This is a genomic window from Sphingomonas flavida (assembly GCF_036663655.1).
In the GTDB taxonomy this organism is placed as follows: domain Bacteria; phylum Pseudomonadota; class Alphaproteobacteria; order Sphingomonadales; family Sphingomonadaceae; genus Sphingomonas.
Genome location: NZ_JAXOJH010000008.1, coordinates 83582 through 97742, shown reverse-complemented (window position 1 = coordinate 97742; position 14161 = coordinate 83582). Strand labels below are relative to the sequence as shown.

Below are 14161 nucleotides of genomic sequence, written 5' to 3'. Positions count from 1 at the left end.
CCCGTGCTGCTGCATATCGTCGCGCGCGGGCGGATCGGCCGTTCGCCCGAGGCCGAACTGGTCGACCGCTATATCAAGCGTATCGGCTGGCCGACCAAGGTCACCGAACTTCCCGACACCGGCGGCAAGGTCCCCCCGCTGGAGGGACAGGCGCGCCTGATCCTGATGGACGAGAAGGGCGAGAATCTCTCCTCGATGGATTTCGCGCGTCGGCTGGAGCGTTGGCGCGACGATGGCGTGCGGGAGTGTCGCTTCATGATCGGGGCCGCCGATGGCTTCGAGGATGCCGATCGGGCGCGGGCCGACCTGCTCATTTCCTATGGCCGGGCCACCTGGCCGCACATGATGGCACGCGCGATGCTGGCCGAACAGCTGTTCCGCGCGACGAGCATCCTCGCCAACCACCCCTATCACCGCGAGGGCTAGGCGGGTGAGGCTTCGCCGAGGCGCAGGGGCGCTGGTGGCGCTGGCGCTGCTCGGCGCGACCGATATCGTCGGGGATCAGCGGCGGCTGGCCGATGCCCGTGCGGGCGCGGCGGCGGCGCAGGCACGTGCCCAGGCGCTGGAGCGGCAGGCCGGGGCCGAGCGTAACGCCGCCGCCACCGCCCAGGCCAGGGAACGCGCCGTGGCGGCTCGCGTCGCGGCGGCGGAAGCCGAGGTGACGGCGGCGCGCGCGCGGGTGGACTTGGTCGCCGGATTGCTGGAGCAGCAACAGGCGCGGCTCGCCCGGGCGCAGGCGCCGCTCGCGCATCTGCTGGCCGCGATGCAGAGCATGGCGGCGCGTCCCCCGCTGGCGGCGGTGGCGCAGCCGGGCTCGGTCGCCGATCTGGCGCATGTCCGCGCGGTCTTCGGCACCGTTGCCCCCGTCATCGCCGCGCGATCGGCGGCGGTCCGTACCGAGTTGGCCGCGACCCGCCGCCTGCGCGATCAGGTCGGGGTGGCGGCCCGTGCGCTGACGGCGACCACCGCCAGGCTGGAGAGCGAACGCCAGGCGCTGGCCCGGCTGGAGGCGCGCCATCGCGGTCGTGCCGAGGTGCTGGGCCAGGTGGCGGTGGACGAGTCCAACCGCGCGCTGGCGTTGGGCGAAGCCGCGCGCGACATCGTCGATCGCATGGCCGAGCGTGGCGAGGCGCAGGCGATAGCGGGCGAGCTGGTCGCGCTGCCGGGCCCCGTGCCGCGCCCGCTCGCGCCCGGCGTCATCGGCCCGGCCATCGCCACGGGCACCTATCGCCTGCCGGTGCAGGGCAAGGTCGCCGGCGGCTTCGGCGAGATTTCCGACTCCGGTGTCCGCGCGCGCGGCATCACCCTGGCCACGGTCCCCTACGCTCCCGTCGTCGCGCCCGCAGGCGGCGAGGTGCGCTATGCCGGTGCGTTTCGCGGCTATGGCGGCATCGTCATCGTCAACCATGGCGCGGGCTGGACCAGCCTGGTGACCGGCCTGGGCGGCATCGCGGTCAAACCCGGCCAGCACGTGGCGGCGGGCGCGGTGCTGGGCCGGGCAGGGCAGGGGCGTGGCGGCGTCGCGCCGCGCGTGACGGTGGAATTGCGCCGCGACGGGCGGCCGATGGATATCGCGGCGATTTTGGGGTGAGGGGAAGCTTTGGCGTTTTGGCTGAACGTCGATTCGATAAAGCCGTACGCCCCTTGGAATCCGATCGTTCACGCAATGGGATCTTTCCCGTTTCTCCATCTGCAAACAGCGATTTCGGGAGCATGCAATCGGGAAACGGGACCAGCCGATCGCTATCCCTCCGGCCCGTGGAATCGATTTCTGTTGCTGGTTCACGATCGGCCAAGGCGTGCAGACCGGTAATCCACCTCACAACGTCTTCAGATAGTCCTCGAAGCGTCTGCCGCTCTCGTGCCGGAAAATGGCCCCCGTACTACTGATGGTGCCAATTCGGTCGGCTCGAAAATTGCGAAAGGCATTTCGGGCTTCGCACCAAGTGGTGAGGAGCCAGGCGGAGTCGAACAGGGGCAGCCCGAGCGGTCTGATGGTCCGCTCGCTCTCCTTATCCGAAAGATCCGCATAAGTGATGCGCAGGACCAGGCGTCGGCGTATCGCATCCCGCAACAGGCTCAGATGCGCCTTGGCGCGCTCGCTCTCCGACGTCTGCTTCGACACGGCCCGCAGCGGCAGGTTCGCATAGACCGCTTGCCGGCCGGGTTCCATCGACGCGGCGAACTTCGCCGATGCGCGCCGTGCTGCCGCCGCCAGTGGTTCATCGCTCCGCGCCGCGATCAACCGCATCCCCAGCATCACCGCATCCATTTCGTCAGGGTCCAGATGCAGCGGCGGGAGGAAATAGCCGCGCTCAAGCTGGTAGCCGACGCCCGGTTCACCGCGCACCGGCGCGCCCATCGCCTGCAATGTCACCATGTCGCGGTAGATCGTCCGGACCGACACGCCGAGCAGATCCGCCAGCGTGTCGGCCGCGATCGGCACGGACCGTCCGCGAAGGTGATCGAGGAGCGCAAAGAGGCGTAGCGAACGCATTGGGTGTCTGTCGTCGGATCCTGACGGAAACTGTCAGGGGCGGCGTGTATCCCGCGGCTTCACGAACGTCACCGTCGGGGAACGCCATGACCGCCATTTGCTATGAGATCGTCGCCTACAGGATCACGGATGCGGAAGAGGCCGACGCGGTTCGCGAACAGGCGAGGGCGTTGCTGGCTCGCCAACCGGGCTTCATCGCCTGGACGCCCTTCCAAGGGGCGGACGATGCGAATGCGCGCGTCGATCTGGTCGCGTGGACCGATCTCGATAGCGCGCGCAGGGCCGGGCAAATCGTCGGAAATGCCGATGAATTTGCCGATTTTCGCGGATCGGTCGCGACGGTCACGAGCATGGCGCATTATACCGCGCCCTCGCTCGACCCGCAGCCGGTCGTCGCCGGGAACGGCATCGAGCTTGGCCGCTTCAGACTGAAGTCCGGCGTCGAGGAAGTCTCGATGCGCGCCGCCTATGACGCCATGGTATCGCGCCATCTGGCCCATCAATCCGGCTGGCGGCGTCAGCACCTGGTGAAGTTGCAGAATGGCATTTTCGTCGATCTCGCCTTTGCCGATGACCGGGAAGGGGCCGAGGCCATCTGCGCTGCCTGGGCCGGCAATGCGGATTGCGACCGGTTTCTTTCGATGATCGAGCCGATCAGCATGGAATTCGGCACGCTCGTGTAAGGCGGCGGCTATAGGTCGGGGTGTTCCCGGAATGCCATTGCCATGGGAATGCTCCGGCCGTCTCACGGCCCGTTCATTTGTGGGGAAAACGGCATTTCCGTTTACGACGCCGTTGCAAGCCTTCGAGGTATCGATAGGTTTGCGGGTATGCGTTCTTTATCGCCCCCATGCCCCACATGTGGCAAACCGGTTCCATTCATGAAGACCCAGTGGGGCCTTGGAACGCCGTTTTTCTGCAATCACTGTGGGGATAGGCTTGTTATTTCGAAGAACTTTTGGATTGGCATTAGTGCTCTTGTGGCCTTTTGGCTCTTAAAGGGTTGGACGGATTCGTTGCCCGAGACTGTCATGCTGATCGTCGGTCTCATTGCCGCGGTTCTGATTTTATCCCGCTTATTTTTGCGTCCTCAGAAGGCATAGGGATTACTCCCGCTGCCAACTGGGCATTCCCAAAACGCGATCCAGACCGTGTGAAAACTCGCGTCTGCGGTTCCGCCCGGTCGGGGACAGGCGTATGCTGTGTCGATGGCGTATATCGAGGGTCACGCGCGCGACCAGGGTGTTCTACTTCCGGCGTTGGTCGAAGATTATGTGGCGGCGGATAGCCCGGTGCGGTTCGTCGACGCGTTCGTCGACGAGCTGGATTTGGGCGAGGCGGGGTTCTGTCGCTCGCGGCCGAAGGCAACGGGACGACCAGGATATGATCCGGCCGACATGCTCAAACTGTACCTGTACGGCTACCTCAACCGGGTGCGGTCGAGCCGGCGTCTGGAGGCCGAAGCAACACGCAACCTTGAATTGATCTGGCTGCTGCGCGGGCTTCGGCCGGACTACAAGACCATCGCCGATTTCCGTCGTGACAACCGCGGTGCGTTCAAGGCGGTGTTCCGCGCCTTCGTCGTCCTGTGTCGCAAGCTCGACCTGTTCGGTCGCGAGTTGCTGGCGGTGGACGGCACCCGGCTGAAGGCAGTGAACAATCCGGGGCGCAATTTCTCCCGCGACAAGCTGGCCAGGTACATGGCCGCGGCCGACGAGCGGATCGAGGGATATCTGGCCGAACTTGACGCCATCGACCGCGGCGAGGATGGGCACGGGCCCGGTCGCCGCGAGACACTGGCCGCCAAGATCGCTCACGTGCGTGAGCGGCGGCAGGTGCAGGCGGCGATGCTGGAGCAACTGACCGCCAGCGGCGAGAGCCAGATCTCGCTGACCGACCGCGATGCGCGCGCGATGGTCACGGGTCAAAAGACCACGGTCGGCTACAACGCGCAGGTGGCGGTCGATGCCAAGCACAAGCTCATCGTCGAACAGCACGTCACCAACGCCGCGACCGACATGGGCCTGCTGGCGGTGACCGCCGGGGCGGCCAAGGCGGCGCTCGACGTCGAATGCATCGCGGCCGTGGCGGACATGGGCTACTACAAGGGCGAGGACATCGAGGCGTGCGAGGCGAACGGCATCACGCCCTATGTCGCCCGACCCGAGCGTGGCACCGCCATCGCCAACGGTCGCTTTCCCAAGGAGCGCTTCACCTATGATCCGGCAGCCGACGCCTATCATTGCCCCGGTGGCCGGCTTCTCGACACCCGCTATCGCTCGGTGACGCGCGGCCATGTGTCGATCCAGTATTCCAGCCCCGCCGCCTGTGCCGCCTGCACTATCAAGGCGCGCTGCACCGGCGGTCGCTGGCGTCGCATCAACCGCTGGGAGAACGAGGCCGCCCTCGAGCGCATGGCGAAGCGGCTCGCCGCCCGGCCCGGTATCCTCGACGTCCGCCGGGAAACGGTCGAACATCCGTTCGGCTCGATCAAACAGTGGATGAACCAGGGGGCCTTTCTCATGCGCGGGCTGCACAACGTGCGCGGCGAGTTCAGCCTGACCGCGCTCGCCTATAACCTCAGGCGCGCCATCACCCTCATCGGCATTCCGGGCATGATGCAGGCGGTAACGGCCTGATCCGCGCCGCCCATTGCGCCGACACCGCGCCGGATATGCTCTCCATCGGGCTACTGCGACGCCGGTACAGCCGTAAACCCGAATTTCGGTGCTTCCTGAACCGCCCCATCGGAAAGAACGCCAGGTCGGCACCATGCCGACCAGTTTTCGCACGGTCTGCGTTCCCTTTCGGGAATGCCGCATCGAACGCCATGCCCGATAGCCCCCGCCTTCGCTCACCCCCCGTTCAGCACGGTTGCGCTTTGATTGCGTCCGGCTTCCCGCTACACAGGCGGTTCGCTTTTCTGGTCCAGGACCCTCGATGCCCAGTCCGTTCTCACGACTCCCGCTGCCGAAACGTCCGCTTCTGACTGCCACTGCCATCGTCGGCGCGCTTGCCATGGTGCCGATCACGACCTCCGCGATGGCCGCGGTGGACAGCTCGACCGTGCGGCAGTTCGACCGGTTCCTCGACGTCTATAACCGGATCAAGGCCGATTATGTCGACAAGGTCGACGACGACACGTTGATCAAGGGCGCGATCCAGGGGATGCTGGCCGCGCTCGACCCGCATAGCAGCTATGTCGACGCGCTCGACTTCGACAACCTCAAGATCCAGACCGAAGGCAATTATGGCGGCCTGGGCCTGACCGTCTCGATGGAGGACGGCGCGATCAAGGTCATCGCGCCGCAGGAGGACACGCCGGCTGGCCGCGCGGGCGTGAAGTCGGGCGATTACATCACGCACATCGACGGCAAGCTGATCTATGGCCAGTCGCTGGACGAGGCGATCGGCCAGATGCGGGGCAAGCCCGGCACGAAGATCAAGCTGACCCTGGTCCGCCCCGGCCGCGACAAGCCGATCGAGCTGACCCTGACCCGCGAGGTCATCGTCCAGCGCCCGGTCAAGTGGGAGGTGAAGGGCGATGTCGGATACATCAACATCAACACCTTCTCCGAGAATACCGGTGCCGACACGCGCGGGGCGATCATGGCGATCGACAAGGCGTTGGGCCACCGGCCGCTGGGCTATGTCGTCGACCTGCGCGACAATGGCGGCGGGCTGCTGACCCAGGCGATCGCGGTCAGCGACGCGTTCCTGGACCATGGCGAGATCGTGTCGCAGCGGGGCCGCGAGAAGTCGGATATCGAGCGTTATTACGCCAAGCCCGGCGACGATGCGCACGGCCTGCCGGTGATCGTGCTTACCAACTCGGGCACCGCCTCGGCGTCGGAGATCGTCGCGGGTGCGCTGCAGGATCATCACCGCGCGCTGGTGATGGGTGAGCGCAGCTTCGGCAAGGGATCGGTCCAGACGCTGCTGCCGCTGGGGCCGGAGACGGCGCTTCGCCTGACCACCGCGCGCTACTACACGCCGTCCGGTCGCTCGGTGCAGGAGGGCGGGATCGAGCCGGACATCAAGGTGCCGCAGATTTCCGACCCCGATTACAAGACGCGGCCCGTCTTCCGCGAGGCCGATCTGCGCCGCCACCTGATCAACGAGGTGAAGGCCGACAATGCGATTCTGGAAGAGGATACCAAGACCGATCCACGCTTCGCCGCGACGCCCGAGGCGCTGAAGAAGCAGGGGATCGAGGACTTCCAGCTCTATTACGCGCTAAAGACTGTCGCCCGGCTGGGCGGCCCGGCCCAGGTCGCCGCGGCCACCAAGCCGCCGGTGAAGTGACGATGGCCGTCACGCGCACCCGCAACGAACGGCTGGCGAACATCATCGCCCTTGCGCTGCCTGCCGCTCTGCTCGCCGGGGCCTGGGGGAGCCAGCTGATCGGCGGGCTCTATCCGTGCGAGATGTGCCATTGGCAGCGCTGGCCGCATTATGCCGCGCTGGTGCCTGCCTTCCTCGCCTTCTTCGTGCCTCAGCGTAGCATCCGGGGATCGCTTGTCATCCTCGCCGCGTTGTTGATCGCGGTGTCGGGGGCGATCGGTGTGGCCCATGCCGGTGTCGAATATGGCTGGTGGCAGGGCTTCACCGCCTGCACCTCGACGGTGGATTTGAGCGGGTTGAGCGCGACCGACCGGCTGAACGCGATCATGCGGGCGCCGGTCATCCGCTGCGACGTGGCGCAATGGACGCTAGGCGGCATTTCGCTGGCCGGGTTCAATGCGATCCTGTCGCTTGGCGGGGCTGCGACGATCCTGTTTTTGATGAGGAAGGCGCGATGAGCCAGCTTCGCTGGATGCCGGGCGACCGGCGCGAACCGATGAAGGCGATGATCCGGGTGGATCAGGCCGGGGAGTATGGCGCGACCCGCATCTATGCGGGGCAACTCGCGGTGCTGGGCGATCGGCATCCTTTCTCGCGCGCGATCCATCATATGGCCGAGCAGGAGGAGCGCCACCGCGCATTCTTCGACCGGATGATCGCCGAGCGTCGGGTCCGCCCGACGCTGTTCCAGCCCTTCTGGGACAAGGCGGGCTTTGCGCTGGGCGCGATCACCGCGGCGATCGGTCCGAAGGCGGCGATGGCCTGCACCGCGGCGGTCGAGACCGAGATCGACAAACACTATCAGGAACAGCGCGACCAGCTGGGCGACAGCGACCCGGAATTGTCGGACGCCATTGCCGACTTCCAGGCGGAGGAGTTGGAGCATCGCGAGCATGCGATCGGCGCGGGCGCGGAAGAGGCGATCGCCTATCCGGTGATGTATGCGGTGATCCGGGCGGGCTGCAAGGTCGCGATCGCGGCGGCCAAGCGGCTCTGAACGGCATAAGCGGGAGAGAGAGGATGACGAACCGGTCCTGGACCGCCGGCCTGTTGGCCATGATGACGTTCATGGGAACGGGCGCGACGCCCGTCCTGGCGCAGCAGGTCGCCGCCCCCGGCGCGCTGCCGCCCAAGAAGGTCGATGCGCCGGGCGAAGTGTCGCGCAACGCCCCGATCAACGGCGTGCTGACCCTGTTCGGCAATGAACGCTGCCCCACCGACAACAACGGCAACGAAATCGTGGTCTGCGTCCGTCGCGGCGCGGAGGAGCAGTTCCGTGTCCCCAAGGAACTGCGCGAGCTAGAGGTGACGCCCGAGAATGAAAGCTGGGCGGCGCGCGCGACGGGTACGCTGAACGAAGGCACGGGCGTCAACAGCATCGGCAGTTGCTCGGCGGTGGGCGCGGGCGGCGCGACCGGCTGCTTCGTCCAGCGCGCGCGCGAAAACCGCGCGGTGAACGCCCAGCGCAAACGCGACGAGGCTCCGCCCAATCCTTGATGCTCTTTGAGGGGGTGAGGCGGACCTGGCGTCTTTCATAATGCCTTACTCCGGCGGGGAAGGGATAATGGGCAAGACCCGCTGCGGTAAGCGCCACCACGCGGCACGCTGAGGGGGGTGGAAATACGGGCTCGAGGCGATGGTTCGGCAGATGTCGGCCCTTGGCCTTCGACTACGCTCAGGCTGAACGGATGGGGGCAGAGTGGAGGCGGATTTGTCCCACGACCCCCGCCAAACTATCCCAACCTCCGTTCACGCTGAGCGAAGTCGAAGCGTACGCCCCGACCCTCGCGCCTAGAGTTTGATCCAGCCAAGCTGAAGCACCATCCCGGCGGGAGGCCGGGGTCAAGTTGGGGGTGCGGTTGTGATGATCCAGTGCGCTTCATCGCTGAATCCTTCGCAACTGGACCCCGGCCTTCGCCGGGGTGGTAGGGCAATAGTTCAGGGCAGGTGGATCAAACACCTAGACACATTCTGGCCGCCGCCTCACACGTCTAGCGGAACCTGAATCAGGCCCCGCTACACCCCTCAAGCCGCCGCCTGTACCCTCGGAACCTGAGCGATCCGTTCCAGTGCCAGCGCGCGGGCGGCTTCGTCTGGGGTGATGCCGTTGCGCTCGGCCAGGGTGAGAACCGCCGCCATCTTGTTGCCGATCGCCAGCACCCGCCGCCGAACCTCCGGGGAGCGCCAGCCGAGATACTCGCCCGCGACGTTGATGATCCCGCCCGCATTGGCCAGGAAGTCCGGCGCATAGAGCACGTCGCGCTCGGCCAGCCGGGCAGCCACGTCCTCGCTGGCCAACTGGTTGTTGGCCGCGCCGCACACGACCTTGGCGCGCAACTGCTCCACCGTCTCGGCCTCCAGCACGCCACCCAGCGCGCACGGTGCCAGCACGTCGACCCGCGCGGACAGCAAGGCCCGGCTGCTCATGACCATCGCGCCGAACCGGTCGGCGGCGCGCGCCGCGACCTCGCTGCGCGGTTCGGCGACGACCAGTTTCGCGCCCTGTTCGTGCAGCAATTCGCACAGCGCATAGCCGACATGGCCCAGCCCCTGCACGCCGACCGTCACGTCGGACAGCTCCGCGCCCAATCGCTGGCGGACCGCGACGCGCATCGCCTGCACCACGCCCAGCGCGGTCCAGGGCGAGGGATCGCCGCCCGGCTTCTGGCCCGAGACGGGCAGCCCCGCGACATGGCGGGTGCGGGTGGCGACCTCCGCCATGTCCGCCACGCTGGTCCCGACATCCTCGGCGGTGACGTAACGGCCCTTCAGCTCGGCCACTTGGCGGCCGAAGGCGCGGAATAGCGCGGCGCGGTCGAACGGCCGCTGCGGCGCGCGGATCACGGCCTTGCCGCCGCCAAAGGGCAGGTCGGCCAGCGCGTTCTTCAACGCCATGCCCTCGGCCAGGCGCAGGGCATCGACCGTCGCGGCACGATCATCGGCATAGTGCCACAAGCGGCACCCGCCCGCTGCCGGGCCGAGCGTGGTCGAATGCAGCACGATGACGCCGCTCGCCCCGCTGTCCTCGTCGTGGAACGTCACCACCTCTTCGGGGGGCAGGCTTTGTCGGTCTTGGGCTTGGCTCAGCATCGGTCTTGTCCCTGAAATTCCGTCTGGCGATGGAATAGCCCAGAGTGCGGGGCGAAACTGATCCCATTGGCTGGGCAATCCATGATTTTGCGGATAGATTGACCTGCTGTTGGCGATATGGAGGATGAAATGTCGTGCGACCTCGATATCTGGGAACGGCGCATCCTCGCCTTGCTGCAAGAGGATGCCAGCCTGTCGACCGCGGCCATCGCCGAAGCGGTGGGCCTGTCGGCCTCGCCCTGCTGGCGGCGGATCGACCGGCTGGAGCGGGACGGCATCATCAAGCGCCGGGTCGCGCTGGTCGATCGCACCAAGGTCGGCCTGAAGGCGCAAATCTTCGCGCAGGTAAAGCTCAACGCGCATGGCCGGGCCAATCTCGACGAATTCTCTGCCGCGATCCGCGAGGTACCCGAGGTGATGGAATGCCATGTCCTGATGGGCTCGGTCGACTTCATGCTGCGCATCGTGGCGGCGGATATCGAATCCTATGAGCGGCTGTTCTTCGAGCGGCTGTCCAACCTGCCGGGGGTGCAGGAAATCAATTCGACGGTGGCGCTGTCGGAGATCAAGTCGACCACCTCGCTGCCGATTGCGGGGTAGCTCTGCTCCTTCCGTGACGGGGAGGATTGGGGCATTGCCACTCACCGCCCACCCCGGTAGCCCGGACGCGAACCATGGAGTGGTCCGATGACGCGGTGGCAGGGCTTGGGCGGCATTCGGGCGGGGCTGTTCCTGCTGGTCTGGTTCTCCTGCGCTTGGTTCGGATCGTGGGAGTTCAATCCCAACAACGCCACCCGCCTGTTCGCCGCGATCCGCATGGTCGAGAACGGCACCGCGACCATCGACCCGCTCGCACCGCTGACCATCGACAAGGCGCAGTTCGGGGCGCACGCCTATCTCGACAAGGCGCCGGGCATGACGCTGATGGCGCTGCCCGCCGTCGCGATGACCGACCTCGTCACCGGCGACCGGGCCGAGCGTCACGTCCTGTCCACGGTCGATCCGGGGTTCGTCGATTATCTGAAGCTGCGCACCCGTGTCGCCGCAGCGACCGGATCGGCGTTGCTGACCGCGATCGCCGCCGTCCTGTTGTTCGACATGGCACGTCGACTGACCAGCCGTGCGGGGGCGGGGTTGTTCGCGGCGCTCGGCTATGCGCTGGGCACGCCGATCTGGGGCTATGCGACCACGCTGCTCGGCCATGCGAGCGTCGCGGCGCTGTTCGTCATCGGGTTGGCGGGCGTGGCGCGGGGCGGCAGGCCTTGGCTGGCGGTGGCGGGATTGGCACTCGGCTGGGCGGTGGTGGTCGAGTATCAGGCGGTCCTGGCCGGGTCGGTGATCGGCCTATGGGCTTTGTGGCGGCACCGTGCGAGCCCGAAGGCGCTGCTGCCGTTCGCGGTGGCGGGGCTGGTGGGGCTGATCCCGCTCTTCGCCTATAACCTCTTCGCCTTCGGCACGCCGTTCCGCATCGGCTACTCGGGCGTGGTCGGGTTCGAGGGGATGAATCAGGGCCTCTTCGGGCTGACCTTTCCCCGGATCGCAGTGCTGCGCGAGATCCTGTTCGGGCCGACGCGCGGCATCGTCTGGGTCGCGCCGGTGCTCGTGCTGGCCCCGATCGGGCTGTGGCGGCTGGCGGAGGAACGGGCGACGCGGGGGCTGGCGCTGACCGCCGCCGGGGTCGCGATCGTCGCGCTGCTGGTCAACGCGGCCTATGTCTATTGGGACGGCGGCAATGCGACGGGCCCGCGCCATGCGATGCCGCTGGCGGGGGTGATGGCGCTGGGGCTGGCCCCGCTCTGGGCGATGGCGCTGTGGGTGCGGTGCCTGCTCGCGCTGCTGCTGGCGGGTTCGATCGCGATCAACCTGACCATCGCTTCGGCCGAGATCTTCGCGCCACCGACCTTCCGCTGGGCCTGGTGGCAGGCGGTGATGCAGCAGCGCTTCCTGGTCGGCGATCTGCGCACCATCCCCTCCGAATGGTGGGGATGGACGACCTGGGCTGGCCTGTATCTGTGGGCGGCGGTCGCGATCCCGCTCGCCCTGTGGCTGGTTCAATCCTGCGCGCGCTTCAGCCCGCGCACCCGGTGCCAGACATAAAGGCCGATCAGCACGACCAGCACGATGCCGATCGCCAGGTCCGCGCGGTGGAAGAAGGCTTTCACGCGCGGGTCCGAATCCCACTTCTCGCCCAGCTCGCGCCCGACAATGGCCAGCACCAGGCAGAAGGGCCAGCTGCCGATAAAGGTATAGAGGTGGAAGGGGACGAGCTTCATCCGCGCGACCCCGGCGGGGAAGGCGATGAAGGTGCGGATGACCGGCAACAACCGCCCGATCAGCACCGCGATCGAGCCATAGCGCGCGAAGAAGCGATCCGCCGCGTCCAACTCGCCCGGTCCGATCAGGAGGTATTTGCCCCAGCGCTCGGCGACCGGCCGCCCGCCGCGCTTGCCGATCTCATAGGCGACGACCGAGCCCAGGTTGCAGCCCAGCGCGCCCGCCGTCGCGGCGAGGTACAGGTTGAACTGGCCGGTGGATACCAGATAGCCCGCGAACGGCATGATGATCTCGGACGGCAGCGGGATGCACGCGCTTTCGATCGCCATCAGCAGCGTGATGCCCAGATAGCCGCCCGTCGAAATGACCCAGATGGCAAAGCTCGCCAGTGCGGAAAGAATATGTTCGACCATGGGGCCAGCGACTTGCGCGATCGGGGGGCGGGGGTCAATCGGAACCGCGCAGGGTGGCGGTCGGTTTGGGACGGCATGACGATGCTCACTCTGAACGACGGCCGCCGCCTGCCCCAACTGGGGCTGGGCACGTATCAAATCCCGGATTCGCAGGTTCCGCTGGTGGTCCGGCGTGGGCTCGACACCGGATACAGGCTGGTCGACACCGCCGCCATCTATGGCAACGAACGCGGCGTGGGCGAGGGCTTCCGTGACGCCGATGCGTTCCTGACCACCAAGCTGTGGAACGATCGCCATCGCGATGCCGAGGCGGCGCTGGACGAAAGCCTGGCGCTGCTGGGCGTCGAGGCGGTTGACCTGTACCTGATCCACTGGCCGGTGCCCGCCGAGGACGCCTATGTCGAGGCTTGGCAGAGCCTGATCACGCTTCGCGACGCGGGCAAGGCGATGTCGATCGGCGTGTCGAACTTCCTCCCCGAGCATCTTGACCGGATCATCGAGGCGACCGGCGTGGTGCCTGCCGTCAACCAGATCGAACTCCACCCCCGCTTCCAGCAGCGCGAGGCGCGCGCCTATCACGAGGCCAAGGGCATCGTTACCCAGAGCTGGAGCCCGTTGGGGCAGGGTGGCGAATTGCTGAAGACGCCCGAGATCGTCTCGATCGCTAAGAAGCATGGCCGCTCGACCGCGCAGGTAGTGCTGGCCTGGCATCTGGCACACGGCCTGTCGGTCGTCCCCAAGGCAGCGGACGCGGCGCACATGGTGGACAATTTCGCCGCAACCGAGCTGACGCTGGACGACGAAGACATGGCGGCGATCGATGCGCTGGACGATGCCGATGGGCGGATCGGTCCGGACCCGCGAACGATGTGATGCAGAACCGCGTCGATATCACGGTTGACAGAAAGTCGCATATGAACATATTAGAACGCGTTCATATGTTGATATTTGCATGACTCCGGATGAAGGCGCGTTGCTGGCCGATGTGTTTCGCCTGTTGGGTGAACCCAATCGGTTGAGGCTGGTGGTGGGATGCCTGGATGGGCCACGCACCGTCGGCGAACTGACGCAGGAAGTCGGCGTGAGCCAGAGCCTGGTTTCGCAGCATCTCCGGCTGCTGCGGGCCGGGCGTCTGCTCAAGCAGAGCCGACAGGGGCGGAACGTATTCTACGAACTGCCCGACTGTCATATCCGCACCATGCTGACCAACATGATGGACCACGTACTCGAACCCGAATCCGTAGATGAGGAGTAAGTCGAATGGCCGTCACCGTCGATCAAGTAAAGTGTGCCTGCGCCGACTGCGTTTGCATCGTCAGCGTCAACAACGCGATTGAAGCCGAAGGCCGCAGCTTCTGCAGCGATGCCTGCGCGCATCATCATGAAGGCGGCAATGGCTGCGACCATGCCGGTTGCACCTGCCACGGCTGATGGATGTGAGGACCGGGTGCTTTGCGCATCCGGTCCTCATTCATTGGGGGTTTCGGCCGGATTGATATTCACGTTGCAGGACTTCTGTTCCTCCCCTGACAGGGGAGGAATT

General features: G+C 66.5%; 16 protein-coding genes. 13 read left to right on the top strand and 3 right to left on the bottom strand.

Translation table 11 applies throughout. The features are described from left to right. The first annotated feature begins 3 nt into the window (after window positions 1-3). Entirely contained in the window at window positions 4-426 is a 423-nt protein-coding gene (locus tag U1703_RS10910; protein ID WP_332785697.1) for a 23S rRNA (pseudouridine(1915)-N(3))-methyltransferase RlmH, read from the top strand. Between the two features lie 4 nt (window positions 427-430). Further along, window positions 431-1591: a murein hydrolase activator EnvC family protein gene (locus tag U1703_RS10905; RefSeq protein WP_332785696.1), complete on the top strand. Its 1161-nt coding sequence runs from the start codon at window positions 431-433 to the stop codon at window positions 1589-1591. Window positions 1592-1819: 228 nt separating this feature from the next. Here U1703_RS10905 and U1703_RS10900 read toward each other — a convergent pair whose 3' ends face one another. Further along, a complete protein-coding gene (locus U1703_RS10900) occupies window positions 1820-2497 on the bottom strand; it encodes a helix-turn-helix transcriptional regulator (protein ID WP_332785695.1) in 678 nt (225 codons plus the stop codon). An 86-nt stretch (window positions 2498-2583) separates the two neighbouring features. Here U1703_RS10900 and U1703_RS10895 point away from each other — a divergent pair, with 86 nt between their 5' ends. The 6 genes from U1703_RS10895 to U1703_RS10870 all read left to right on the top strand — a co-directional run bounded on the left by U1703_RS10895 (window position 2584) and on the right by U1703_RS10870 (window position 8338). Further along, complete coding sequence (locus tag U1703_RS10895) at window positions 2584-3180, top strand: hypothetical protein (protein ID WP_332785694.1); 597 nt, start codon at window positions 2584-2586, stop codon at window positions 3178-3180. 525 nt (window positions 3181-3705) lie between these two features. Beyond that, window positions 3706-5136 carry an IS1182 family transposase gene (locus U1703_RS10890; RefSeq protein ID WP_332785693.1) on the top strand — a complete coding sequence of 477 codons (1431 nt, stop codon included), beginning with the start codon at window positions 3706-3708 and terminating at the stop codon, window positions 5134-5136. Window positions 5137-5437: 301 nt separating this feature from the next. Then, window positions 5438-6802 (top strand): S41 family peptidase, encoded by a 1365-nt coding sequence (locus tag U1703_RS10885; RefSeq protein ID WP_443025795.1) that lies wholly within the window; start codon window positions 5438-5440, stop codon window positions 6800-6802. A gap of 2 nt (window positions 6803-6804) precedes the next feature. Next, the gene (locus tag U1703_RS10880) at window positions 6805-7299 is read left to right on the top strand and encodes a disulfide bond formation protein B (RefSeq protein ID WP_332785691.1); all 495 of its coding nucleotides are present in this window, start codon (window positions 6805-6807) and stop codon (window positions 7297-7299) included. Beyond that, window positions 7296-7838 carry a demethoxyubiquinone hydroxylase family protein gene (locus tag U1703_RS10875; protein WP_320451668.1) on the top strand — a complete coding sequence of 181 codons (543 nt, stop codon included), beginning with the start codon at window positions 7296-7298 and terminating at the stop codon, window positions 7836-7838. The genes U1703_RS10880 and U1703_RS10875 overlap by 4 nt, the downstream gene beginning before the upstream one ends. Before the next feature lie 23 nt (window positions 7839-7861). Continuing rightward, entirely contained in the window at window positions 7862-8338 is a 477-nt protein-coding gene (locus tag U1703_RS10870; RefSeq protein ID WP_332785690.1) for a hypothetical protein, read from the top strand. Between the two features lie 528 nt (window positions 8339-8866). Here U1703_RS10870 and U1703_RS10865 read toward each other — a convergent pair. Continuing rightward, window positions 8867-9931, bottom strand: coding sequence for a Glu/Leu/Phe/Val family dehydrogenase (locus U1703_RS10865; RefSeq protein WP_332785689.1), 1065 nt, complete (start codon window positions 9929-9931; stop codon window positions 8867-8869). A gap of 129 nt (window positions 9932-10060) precedes the next feature. Here U1703_RS10865 and U1703_RS10860 point away from each other — a divergent pair, with 129 nt between their 5' ends. Next, window positions 10061-10531 (top strand): Lrp/AsnC family transcriptional regulator, encoded by a 471-nt coding sequence (locus U1703_RS10860; protein WP_332785688.1) that lies wholly within the window; start codon window positions 10061-10063, stop codon window positions 10529-10531. Window positions 10532-10618: 87 nt separating this feature from the next. Continuing rightward, the gene (locus tag U1703_RS10855; RefSeq protein WP_332785687.1) at window positions 10619-12028 is read left to right on the top strand and encodes a glycosyltransferase family protein; all 1410 of its coding nucleotides are present in this window, start codon (window positions 10619-10621) and stop codon (window positions 12026-12028) included. Here the strand turns inward: U1703_RS10855 and U1703_RS10850 are convergent. Continuing rightward, a complete protein-coding gene (locus U1703_RS10850; protein WP_058715203.1) occupies window positions 11983-12618 on the bottom strand; it encodes a DedA family protein in 636 nt (211 codons plus the stop codon). The two genes, U1703_RS10855 and U1703_RS10850, sit on opposite strands and share 46 nt — an antisense overlap. A 75-nt stretch (window positions 12619-12693) precedes the next feature. On the opposite strand from U1703_RS10850, the gene U1703_RS10845 reads away from it, so the two are divergent. From U1703_RS10845 to U1703_RS10835, 3 genes are all read left to right on the top strand, one after another. After that, a complete protein-coding gene (locus tag U1703_RS10845; RefSeq protein WP_332785686.1) occupies window positions 12694-13491 on the top strand; it encodes an aldo/keto reductase in 798 nt (265 codons plus the stop codon). Window positions 13492-13570: 79 nt separating this feature from the next. Further along, a complete protein-coding gene (locus U1703_RS10840; RefSeq protein ID WP_320451674.1) occupies window positions 13571-13873 on the top strand; it encodes an ArsR/SmtB family transcription factor in 303 nt (100 codons plus the stop codon). Window positions 13874-13878: 5 nt separating this feature from the next. Next, window positions 13879-14049 (top strand): metallothionein, encoded by a 171-nt coding sequence (locus U1703_RS10835; protein ID WP_320451675.1) that lies wholly within the window; start codon window positions 13879-13881, stop codon window positions 14047-14049. Window positions 14050-14161 lie beyond the last annotated feature (112 nt).

Excerpts from the sequence above, each read along its gene's own strand:
- U1703_RS10880 (WP_332785691.1), top strand. The coding sequence starts at position 6,805 with ATGGCCGTCACGCGCACCCGCAACGAACGGCTGGCGAACATCATCGCC.
- U1703_RS10865 (WP_332785689.1), bottom strand. The coding sequence starts at position 9,931 with ATGCTGAGCCAAGCCCAAGACCGACAAAGCCTGCCCCCCGAAGAGGTG.
- U1703_RS10840 (WP_320451674.1), top strand. The coding sequence starts at position 13,571 with ATGACTCCGGATGAAGGCGCGTTGCTGGCCGATGTGTTTCGCCTGTTG.
- U1703_RS10895 (WP_332785694.1), top strand. The coding sequence starts at position 2,584 with ATGACCGCCATTTGCTATGAGATCGTCGCCTACAGGATCACGGATGCG.
- U1703_RS10870 (WP_332785690.1), top strand. The coding sequence starts at position 7,862 with ATGACGAACCGGTCCTGGACCGCCGGCCTGTTGGCCATGATGACGTTC.
- U1703_RS10900 (WP_332785695.1), bottom strand. The coding sequence starts at position 2,497 with ATGCGTTCGCTACGCCTCTTTGCGCTCCTCGATCACCTTCGCGGACGG.
- U1703_RS10885 (WP_443025795.1), top strand. The coding sequence starts at position 5,438 with ATGCCCAGTCCGTTCTCACGACTCCCGCTGCCGAAACGTCCGCTTCTG.
- U1703_RS10860 (WP_332785688.1), top strand. The coding sequence starts at position 10,061 with ATGTCGTGCGACCTCGATATCTGGGAACGGCGCATCCTCGCCTTGCTG.
- U1703_RS10835 (WP_320451675.1), top strand. The coding sequence starts at position 13,879 with ATGGCCGTCACCGTCGATCAAGTAAAGTGTGCCTGCGCCGACTGCGTT.
- U1703_RS10855 (WP_332785687.1), top strand. The coding sequence starts at position 10,619 with ATGACGCGGTGGCAGGGCTTGGGCGGCATTCGGGCGGGGCTGTTCCTG.
- U1703_RS10875 (WP_320451668.1), top strand. The coding sequence starts at position 7,296 with ATGAGCCAGCTTCGCTGGATGCCGGGCGACCGGCGCGAACCGATGAAG.
- U1703_RS10850 (WP_058715203.1), bottom strand. The coding sequence starts at position 12,618 with ATGGTCGAACATATTCTTTCCGCACTGGCGAGCTTTGCCATCTGGGTC.
- U1703_RS10890 (WP_332785693.1), top strand. The coding sequence starts at position 3,706 with ATGGCGTATATCGAGGGTCACGCGCGCGACCAGGGTGTTCTACTTCCG.
- U1703_RS10845 (WP_332785686.1), top strand. The coding sequence starts at position 12,694 with ATGACGATGCTCACTCTGAACGACGGCCGCCGCCTGCCCCAACTGGGG.